This is a genomic window from Pseudonocardia sp. SID8383 (assembly GCF_009864975.1).
GTDB lineage: Bacteria > Actinomycetota > Actinomycetes > Mycobacteriales > Pseudonocardiaceae > Pseudonocardia > Pseudonocardia alni.
Genome location: NZ_WWFY01000847.1, coordinates 1 through 8,894 on the forward strand (window position 1 = coordinate 1; position 8,894 = coordinate 8,894).

Here is an 8,894-nt window from a genome sequence, read left to right on the forward strand (position 1 = left end):
CCGCCCCCGCCCGGGGCGGCACCCGCGGTCGGCTCGGTGGACAGGTCGACGGCGGCGGTCAGTGCGACCGTGTAGCCCGTGGCCGGATCGCCGGTGACGGTCGCGAGCTGGAGGGCGCCGCCGTCATCGCCGAAGACGTTGTCGGACGCCAGGCTCAGCTCGGCCAGGTTGGACACCGACTGCTCGTATCCCGTGGTGGCGTAGACGGTGTCGCAGTCGGCCTGCGGCAGGGCGACCTGCGAGGTGGCGACCGCGTTGGCGGCGTCGGTGATGTCGGCCTCGGAGGGGTAGACCTCGAAGTGGATGTGCGGCCAGCGCCCCCTATAGCAGGCCGGGAAGATGCTGGTGAAGCGCACCTTCCCGTCGCTGCCGGCGACCTGGACCCCTCGCAGGTAGTTCTCGTCCTCCAGCCCCTCGGAGTACAGGGAGTACCGGCCGTCGCGATCGCAGTGCCAGACGTAGACCGCGGCACCCGCCATGCCCGCGGCGGCCATGTCGGTGATCGTCAGCTCGAGGGTCATCGGCACCCCGGCCGCGGTCGCCGAGCCGGTGCCGAAGCTCGACCGGATGTCGCTGCGGACCACCCCGGACTCGGTCAGCACGTTCGCACCGTTGGTGCCGTCACCGGGGTACGGGCCGGCCGTCTCGTCCGGGATCTCGCCGGTCGTGGTCGCGGTCGTCGCCGACGGAGCCGCGGTACCGCAGGCCGCGAGCCCGGCGCTGACGGCGCCGACGCCGAGCACGGCCAGCATGCGGCGCCTGCTCAGCAGGGTGCCGAGGTCGAACCCGAGGCCCTGGTCGACGACCTCGTCGTCGGGGCGGGGCAGGTCACGGCCCTGGTAGCGGGGCATGGCGGGATCCTCCGGTGCGTCGTCGTACGGACTCTCGTGCAGAACCGATGACGACGGTAGGGACCGGGCATGGGGCGCGGATCGCAACGACCTGTGCGGCCGCTGTGGACCCGGGCGGTGACGCGGCCCGCGGGGTCGCACGGTAGGCATGACCCATGGCCACCGCGACCGTCCGCCCCGCCACCGACGACGACGTCGGCGCGATCATGGCGATCCAGGACCGCACCTGGCGCACCGCCTACGCCGGGCTGCTGCCCGAGGAGGCGTTCGCCGGGCTCACCTCCGACGCCGCGCGCTCGCACTGGAGCGACGCCGTGCACGCCGGGGACGGCTTCCACCTGTTCGTCGCCGTCGAGGGGGACGAGACCGTCGGGTTCGCCGCCGCCGCCCGCTATGCCGGGGCCGACGGCATGGCGATCGCCGAGGTCAGCACCCTGCTCGTGGAGCCGCGCTGGGGCAGGCGCGGGCACGGCGGACGGCTGCTCGCCGCCGCCGCGGCCGCGCTGCGGGAGTCCGGCTCGGACTCGGGGCGCACCTGGGTGGCCGAGGCCGACACCGCCTCACGGAACTTCTACGGCCGCGCCGGCTGGGCACCCGACGGCGCGGTGCGCACGCTGGACACCGGCACGTCGACGCTGCGCGAGGTCCGCCACGCCGGAACGCTGGACCTGCACCTGGTCGGCTGAGGGCTCAGCCGAGCCCGAGCAGCGGCTCCAGGCCGATCGTCAGGCCCGGGCGGTCGCGGACGGCGCGCACCGCGAGCAGCACGCCCGGCATGAAGCTGGTCCGGTTCATCGAGTCGTGGCGCAGCGTGAGGACCTCGCCGTCGGTGCCGAGGATGACCTCCTGGTGCGCGATCAGCCCGGGCATCCGGACCGCGTGCACGTGGACGCCCTCGACGACCGCGCCGCGGGCGCCGTGCGGGTCGTCGGTGGTGGCGTCGGGGACCTCGCCGAGCCCGGCCTCGCGTCGTGCCGCGCCGATCACCGACGCGGTCCGCGCGGCGGTACCGGACGGCGCGTCGACCTTGCCGGCGTGGTGCAGCTCGACGACCTCGGCGGAGTCGAAGAAGCGGGCGGCCTGCGCCGCGAAGTGCATCATCAGCACGGCGCCGACCCCGAAGTTCGGGGCGACGAGCACGCTGCCGGAGCCGCGCTCATCGAGGATCGCGCGGACCTCGTCGAACCTGGCGGCGTCGAAGCCGCTGGTCCCGACGACGGGCGCGACCCCGCGCGCCAGGCACTCGCGGATGTTGGTGATCGCGGCGCCGGGGTGGGTGAAGTCCACGGCGACGTCGGCGCCGTCGAGGGCGGACAGGTCGTCGCCCGCGTCCAGCGCGGCGACCAGCTCGGTGTCCCCGGCGGCCTCGACCGCCCGGCACACCTCGGAGCCCATCCGGCCCTTCGCCCCGAGGACCGCCACCTTGATCGTCCCGCTCACCCGTACACCTCGCGCACCTCGACGTCGTGGACCGCCGCGGAGTCTATGCAGCGGCCGACCGTGATCACGGATCCGGCACCGGACCGGTCGCACGCCGGTGCGGACGGTGCCCGATCCACGATCACGGGGCCACGGTCGGCCGGGGCTCAGCCGACGACCAGGCCGCCGATCCACACCGCGACCGTCACCAGCCCGGCGGCGAGCTCGATGAGGATGCTCCAGCCGACGGCGGTGAGCGCCTCGCGTGCCGAGCGCCAGGCGGTGGCGGCGTCGGGCAGGCGGGCCAGCTCGGCCAGCCACACGCCGAGCACGAACCCGAGGAACAGCCCGACGACGGGCACGACGAAGAACCCGACGACCCCCAGCACGAGCCCCGCGAACAGGGTGCGGGTCGGGACCCCGGCTGCCTTGAGCCGGCGTCCGGGGAGCAGGTACTTCGCGATCTGACCGGCGACGGTGACGAGCACCGCGATGCCGAGCACCCACCAGCCGACCGCGTCGCCGCGCGGGACCGCCCAGACCGCCACCCCGCCGACGATCAGCAGCGGCCCGGGCAGCACCGGCAGCACGGTCCCGGCCAGGCCGACGAGCATCATCAGGCCGGCGACGACGGCGAGGGCGGTCATGACGCCCAGCCTGCCAGCAGGTCACACGCGTCGAGCGGACGAACCCGCGGTGACGGCCGGCTGTCATCGTCACGAATGGGTAAACGCTGTGAGCCGGGTCTACCGATTTCTGGTACTGCCGTGCCAGCCTCGATGTCACCCGAAACAGTGACACCCGCTCACCTGCGGTCGTCCCACCACCCGCGCGTGCCGGTCACCACCACCGCACCGCGGACGAACAGAGAAGAGCAGCGTGCTCCGGTACCTCCTGCGCAGGGGCGCCGGGTGGCTCGCGATGATCGTCGTCGCGACCAACCTGGTCTACTTCCTCGCGAACTCGTTCCTCGACCCCCGGGTCAACTACCTGCAGCTGCGGCCGCCGCGCACCGACGCGGAGATCGCCCGTTCGCTGGGCCAGTACAACCTGGACTCGAACGTCCCGGTCCTGGAGCGGTGGTGGATCTGGGTCACCGGGATCGTGACCCGGTGGGACTGGGGCACCAGCCCGATCGGCGACCCGGTGAACGCGCAGGTGGCGTTCCGCGTCGTGGTGTCCGGGCAGCTGGTGTTCTTCTCGCTGCTGCTGTCGATCGTGATCGGGGTGGCGCTCGGGGTCTACTCGGCCCAGCGCCAGTACCGGCTCGGTGACCGCGCCGCCCAGCTGACCTCGGTGTTCACCCTGAACATCCCGTCGGCGGTCGCGGCGCTCGCGGTCGTATTCGTCGCCATCGCGATCAACCAGGGTGTCGGCGGGACGCTGTTCTACGTCGCGGGGTCCGAGTCGCCCGGGGTCACCGGGTTCTGGCCGCTGCTCCTCGACCGGGCCCAGCACCTGGTGCTGCCGACGATCTCGCTGCTGATCATCTCCTACGCGGGCTACCACCTGCTGCAGCGCTCGATGCTGCTCGACGTGGTCAACTCCGACTACGTGCGGACCGCCCGGGCCAAGGGGCTGACCCGCAGGCAGGCCATCCGCCGCCACGGGCTGCGCAGCTCGATGATCCCGGTCGCCACCCAGGTGGCGTTCGCGATCCCGGCGCTGTTCACCGGCGCGGTGATCACCGAGAAGACCTTCGCCTGGCAGGGCATGGGCGACTACTTCATCCGCACCATCTCGACCAACGACATCCACGGCGTCGTCGCCACGGCGGCGTTCGGTGCGGTGACGACGGCGGTCGGCGCCATGCTCGCCGACGTCGCGGTCGTCGTCCTCGACCCAGTGACGGCACAGAGCCCCGGACCGCCCGGTCCGGGGCTCTGCCCGTCTCACCCACCACCCCGGATGCCCCGAGAGTCACTCTCGGGGCCGTAGAAGCCACGAAAGTGACCCTCGGAGCAGGTTCGGGGGAGGTCAGGCCAGGTCGCGCAGCGCGGCGGGGAGGTCGTCCACGTCGCCGTAGGGACCCACCACGGCCGCGGTGAGCGGCTGGGCCAGCAGCTCCCCCGCCAGTGCGGCGACCTCGGCAGGGGTGACGGCGTCGATGCGGGCCAGGCTGTCGGCCAGCGACCGCTGCCGCCCGTGGTCCAGCTCGGCGCGGCCGAGCCGGTTCATCCGCGACGCGGTGTCCTCGCAGCCCAGCACCAGTCCCCCGCGCAGGGCGCCCCGGGCGCGGACGACCTCGGCCTCGGTCAGACCGTCGGCCGCGACCTCGGCGAGCACGTCCCGCACGACCGCGACGACCTCGCCCAGCCTCTCCGGGGCGCACCCGGCGTACACCGACAGCGCGCCGGCGTCGGCGTAGCGGACGGTCGAGGAGTAGACCTGGTAGGCCAGTCCGCGCTGCTCGCGGACCTGCTGGAACAGCCGCGACGACAGTCCCCCGCCGAGGGCGGAGTTCAGCACCGCCAGCACCGGCAGGCCGCGTCCGGCGCGACCCGCGGTGGGCACGCCGAGCATCATGTGGGCCTGCTCGGAGTCGTCGTCGAGCAGGCCGAGGGCGCCGGTGCGCACGGGGCGGGCCCCGGTCGCCGTCCGCGGCGGCACCGGGCGCGCGCCGGTGTGGCCCTGCGCCGCACGGTCCAGCGCGGCGGCGACGAGCTCCGCGACGTGGTCGTGGTCCAGGTTCCCGGCCGCGGCGACGACCATCCGCGGCGCCGTGTACTCCCCGCGCCAGAAGCTGTGCAGGGTGTCGCGGCTCATCGCCCGGATCGAGTCCTCGGAGCCGATCACCGGGCGCCCGAGCGGATGGTCGCCGAACAGGGTCTCGTCGAACATGTCGCCGAGCAGGTCCTCCGGGTCGTCGTCGCGCATCGAGATCTCCTCGAGCACGACGCCCCGTTCCAGCTCGACGTCGGTGTGGGCCAGCTCGGCGTCGGTGACGACGTCGGCCAGCACGTCCACCGCCAGCGCCACGTCGGTGTCGAGGACGTGGGCGTAGTAGCAGGTGTGTTCCTTGGCGGTGAACGCGTTCAGCTCACCACCGACGGCGTCCATCTCCTCGGCGATGCCTGCCGCGGTGCGCCGCCGGGTGCCCTTGAAGAGCAGGTGTTCCAGGAAATGCGCGGCGCCGGCCTGCTCGGGGGTCTCGTCCACCGAGCCGATCCCGATCCAGATGCCCAGCGCGACCGAGCGGACGCCGGGCACCGTCTCGGTGACGAGCCGGACCCCGCCGGGCAGGTCGCTGCGGCGGACCGTGTCGGTGGTGTCGTCGGCGGTGGTCACGGGCGCCGGGGACACGCGGGCGGCGGCCCGGGAAAGGTCCCGGGCCGCCGCCGCGTGGTCGTTCTCAGGTGCCAACAGTTCAGCTCGGGTTGGCGGCCTCGGCCGGGGCCTCGGCGTCGACGGCGCCCTCGGCGGCCGGGGCCTCGGTGACGTCTGCGGAGGCGGACTCCTCCACGACCGGGATCAGCGAGATCTTGCCGCGGTTGTCGATGTCGGTGACCTCGACGCGCAGCTTGTCGCCGACCTTGACGACGTCCTCGACCTTGCTGATCCGCTTCCCGCTGCCGAGCTTGGAGATGTGGACCAGGCCGTCCTTGCCGGGGACGAGCGAGACGAAGGCACCGAACGCGGCGGCCTTGACCACCGTGCCCAGGAACCGCTCGCCGACCTTCGGCAGCTGCGGGTTGGCGATCGCGTTGATCATGCCGATCGCCTCCTCCGCGGAGGGGCCGTCGTTCGCACCGACGTAGATCGTGCCGTCGTCCTCGATCGAGATGTCGGCGCCGGTCTTCTCGGTGATCGAGTTGATCATCTTGCCCTTCGGCCCGATGACCTCGCCGATCTTGTCGACCGGGACCTTCACCGCGGTGACCCGCGGCGCGTACTTGCTCATCTCGTCCGGGCCGTCGATGGCCTCGCCGATCACCTCGAGGATGGTCAGGCGGGCGTCCTTGGCCTGGTTCAGCGCGGCGGCGAGCACCTCGGACGGGATGCCGTCCAGCTTGGTGTCCAGCTGCAGCGCCGTGACGAACTCCTTGGTGCCGGCGACCTTGAAGTCCATGTCGCCGAACGCGTCCTCGGCACCGAGGATGTCGGTCAGCGCGACGTAGCGCGTCTGGCCGTCGACCTCGTCGGACACCAGGCCCATCGCGATGCCCGCGACCGGCGCCTTCAGCGGCACACCGGCGTTGAGCAGCGACATCGTGGACGCGCAGACCGAGCCCATCGAGGTCGAGCCGTTCGAGCCCAGGGCCTCGGAGACCTGCCGGATCGCGTAGGGGAACTCGTCGCGGTTCGGCAGGACCGGGATCAGGGCCCGCTCGGCGAGCGCGCCGTGGCCGATCTCGCGGCGCTTCGGCGAGCCGACGCGGCCGGTCTCACCGGTCGAGTACGGCGGGAAGTTGTAGTGGTGCAGGTAGCGCTTGCGCGTCTCCGGCCCCAGCTGGTCGATCTGCTGCTCCATCCGGAGCATGTTCAGCGTGGTGACACCCATGATCTGGGTCTCGCCGCGCTCGAACAGCGCCGAGCCGTGCGCCCGCGGGACGACCTCGACCTCGGCCGACAGCGGCCGGATGTCGGTCAGGCCGCGGCCGTCGATCCGGACCTGGTCGGTCAGGATGCGGCGGCGGACCAGCTTCTTGTTCAGCGAGCGGAACGCGTTGCCGAGCTCGGACTCGCGGCCGACGAAACGCTCGCCGAGCTTGTCCAGCACCGACGCCTTGATCTCGTCGGTCCGGGTCTCGCGCTCCTGCTTGCCGGCGATGGTCAGTGCCTGCGCCAGCTCCTGCTCGACGGCCTCGGAGACCGCCTCGAAGGCGTCCGGCTGGTAGGCCGGGAACACCGGGTAGTCGGCGGTCGGCTTGGCCGCGACGTCGGCCAGCTGCTGCTGGGCGACGCACAGGCTGCGGATGAACGGCTTGGCCGCCTCCAGCCCGTCCGCGACGACGCCCTCGGTCGGAGCGGTGGCCCCACCGGCGACGAGGTCGATGGTGTTCTCGGTGGCCTCGGCCTCGACCATCATGATCGCGACGTCGTCACCGACGATGCGGCCCGCGACGACCATGTCGAACGCGGCGCGGTCGAGCTGGTCGTGGGTCGGGAAGGCGACCCACTGGGTGTCGGTCCCCGCCTCGTTCGCGATGAGCGCGACGCGGACGCCGCCGACCGGACCGGAGAACGGCAGGCCGGCGAGCTGGGTGGACGCCGACGCGGCGTTGATCGCCACGACGTCGTAGGGGTCCTTCGGGTCGAGCGACATGACCGTCACGACGACCTGGATCTCGTTGCGCAGGCCGTCGACGAAGGACGGGCGCAGCGGGCGGTCGATGAGGCGGCAGGTCAGGATCGCGTCGGTGCCCGGGCGGCCCTCGCGGCGGAAGAACGAGCCGGGGATCCGGCCCGCGGCGTACATCCGCTCCTCGACGTCCACCGTGAGCGGGAAGAAGTCGAACTGGTCCTTCGGCCGCTTCGAGGCGGTCGTGGCGGACAGCAGCATGGTCTCGTCGTCGAGGTACGCGACGACGGACCCGGCGGCCTGGCGGGCGAGCCGGCCGGTCTCGAACCGGACGGTGCGGGTGCCGTAGGTGCCGTTGTCGATGACGGCGGTGCTCTCGTGCACGCCGTCCTCGGAGATGACGTCAGTCATACGGGGGTGTTCTCCTCGTCGTTGGGAGTGGTCTTCGTCTACCCCCACCACCGTGGCGCCGGCTCGATCCCCTGCTGGGCCGGTCTTCGATCGAAGCCCCCGGCCGCGCGTCGCGCTCCGGGGGCCACTACCGAGGACCGGCGGATGTCCGGTCGCCCGAGTGGCGGGCTCTGTTCAGTTGTGTCGCTCGGTGTCACGGAACGACCCGGCACCGGGAACCGGTGCCGGGTCGGCCGGGCGGGTCAGCGGCGCAGACCCAGCTTCTCGATCAGCGCGCGGTAACGGGTGACGTCGACCTCGCGCAGGTACTTGAGCAGCCGGCGACGACGACCGACCAGCAGCAGCAGGCCGCGCCGGCTGTGGTGGTCGTGCTTGTGCTGCTTCAGGTGCTCGGTCAGGCCGACGATGCGCTTCGTCAGCAGCGCGACCTGGGCCTCGGGGGACCCGGTGTCGGTGGCGTGGGTGCCGTACTGCTCGAGCGTGCTCTTCTTCTCGGCGGTGGTCAGTGCCACTGCTCAACTCCTTCATCCTTGAGACGGTCCGTGGGGCCATGACGTCCGACGACACCCGGATGAACCGGTGGGACGGCAGGAAGTCGGTCTCGGCCGCCACGGACTGCAGCCGGACCCGGTGTGAAACGGTACCAGCGACGGGTGCGCCGACCGTCTCCGACCCGTGTCACCCCGGTGTGCGGTCCGGCGTGCCGGGGCGGAGCGGGACCCGGTGGAGCACGGTGTAGCGCGCACCGGGCTCGCTGCGCACGAGCACCGCCTCCCCCGGTGTCCACCAGGGGCCCGCGGCGATGCCGTCGCCGCCCACGGTCGCGTCCCCGCGGCGCCGGTCCCACCGGGCCAGGGTGACGTGCGGGAGGTACGGCCGGGGCCCCGTCGCACCGGCCCGGGCGGCCAGGTCGGCGAGGGCGCCCGCGGCAGGGCCGTCGCGTTCCTCGACCCCGGCCCACAGCACGCCCG

Annotated in this window: 8 protein-coding genes and 1 pseudogene; 2 read left to right on the plus strand and 7 right to left on the minus strand. The window is 72.7% G+C overall.

What is annotated here, in order from left to right; genetic code table 11:
* Window positions 1–851 (minus strand): 3,4-dioxygenase subunit beta (locus GTW08_RS20495; protein ID WP_161152398.1); only part of this gene is annotated, 851 nt, incomplete at its 3' end.
* A gap of 155 nt (window positions 852–1,006) precedes the next feature.
* Here GTW08_RS20495 and GTW08_RS20500 point away from each other — a divergent pair.
* Complete coding sequence (locus GTW08_RS20500; protein WP_073578117.1) at window positions 1,007–1,537, plus strand: GNAT family N-acetyltransferase; 531 nt, start codon at window positions 1,007–1,009, stop codon at window positions 1,535–1,537.
* 4 nt (window positions 1,538–1,541) lie between these two features.
* On the opposite strand, the gene dapB is transcribed toward GTW08_RS20500, so the two are convergent.
* Complete coding sequence (dapB, locus tag GTW08_RS20505) at window positions 1,542–2,291, minus strand: 4-hydroxy-tetrahydrodipicolinate reductase (RefSeq protein ID WP_073578118.1); 750 nt, start codon at window positions 2,289–2,291, stop codon at window positions 1,542–1,544.
* Window positions 2,292–2,437: 146 nt separating this feature from the next.
* The gene (locus GTW08_RS20510; protein ID WP_073578119.1) at window positions 2,438–2,917 is read right to left on the minus strand and encodes a DUF456 domain-containing protein; all 480 of its coding nucleotides are present in this window, start codon (window positions 2,915–2,917) and stop codon (window positions 2,438–2,440) included.
* 232 nt (window positions 2,918–3,149) lie between these two features.
* On the opposite strand from GTW08_RS20510, the gene GTW08_RS20515 reads away from it, so the two are divergent.
* Window positions 3,150–4,208, plus strand: coding sequence for an ABC transporter permease (locus GTW08_RS20515; RefSeq protein WP_073578120.1), 1,059 nt, complete (start codon window positions 3,150–3,152; stop codon window positions 4,206–4,208).
* Window positions 4,209–4,247: 39 nt separating this feature from the next.
* On the opposite strand, the gene GTW08_RS20520 is transcribed toward GTW08_RS20515, so the two are convergent.
* From GTW08_RS20520 to GTW08_RS20535, 4 genes and pseudogenes are all read right to left on the minus strand, one after another.
* Window positions 4,248–5,558, minus strand: a complete 1,311-nt coding sequence (locus GTW08_RS20520) for a M16 family metallopeptidase (protein WP_073578274.1) — start codon at window positions 5,556–5,558, stop codon at window positions 4,248–4,250.
* A 79-nt stretch (window positions 5,559–5,637) separates the two neighbouring features.
* Window positions 5,638–7,923 carry a polyribonucleotide nucleotidyltransferase gene (locus GTW08_RS20525; protein WP_073578121.1) on the minus strand — a complete coding sequence of 762 codons (2,286 nt, stop codon included), beginning with the start codon at window positions 7,921–7,923 and terminating at the stop codon, window positions 5,638–5,640.
* A gap of 242 nt (window positions 7,924–8,165) precedes the next feature.
* Window positions 8,166–8,435, minus strand: a complete 270-nt coding sequence (gene rpsO, locus GTW08_RS20530; RefSeq protein ID WP_073578122.1) for a 30S ribosomal protein S15 — start codon at window positions 8,433–8,435, stop codon at window positions 8,166–8,168.
* 166 nt (window positions 8,436–8,601) lie between these two features.
* Window positions 8,602–8,894 (minus strand): annotated as a pseudogene (locus tag GTW08_RS20535) (hypothetical protein); the annotation flags it as partial.

What these genes read in the sequence shown, in the direction of transcription:
- GTW08_RS20500 (WP_073578117.1), top strand. Translation starts at nt 1,007, where the DNA reads ATGGCCACCGCGACCGTCCGCCCCGCCACCGACGACGACGTCGGCGCG.
- GTW08_RS20510 (WP_073578119.1), bottom strand. Translation starts at nt 2,917, where the DNA reads ATGACCGCCCTCGCCGTCGTCGCCGGCCTGATGATGCTCGTCGGCCTG.
- GTW08_RS20525 (WP_073578121.1), bottom strand. Translation starts at nt 7,923, where the DNA reads ATGACTGACGTCATCTCCGAGGACGGCGTGCACGAGAGCACCGCCGTC.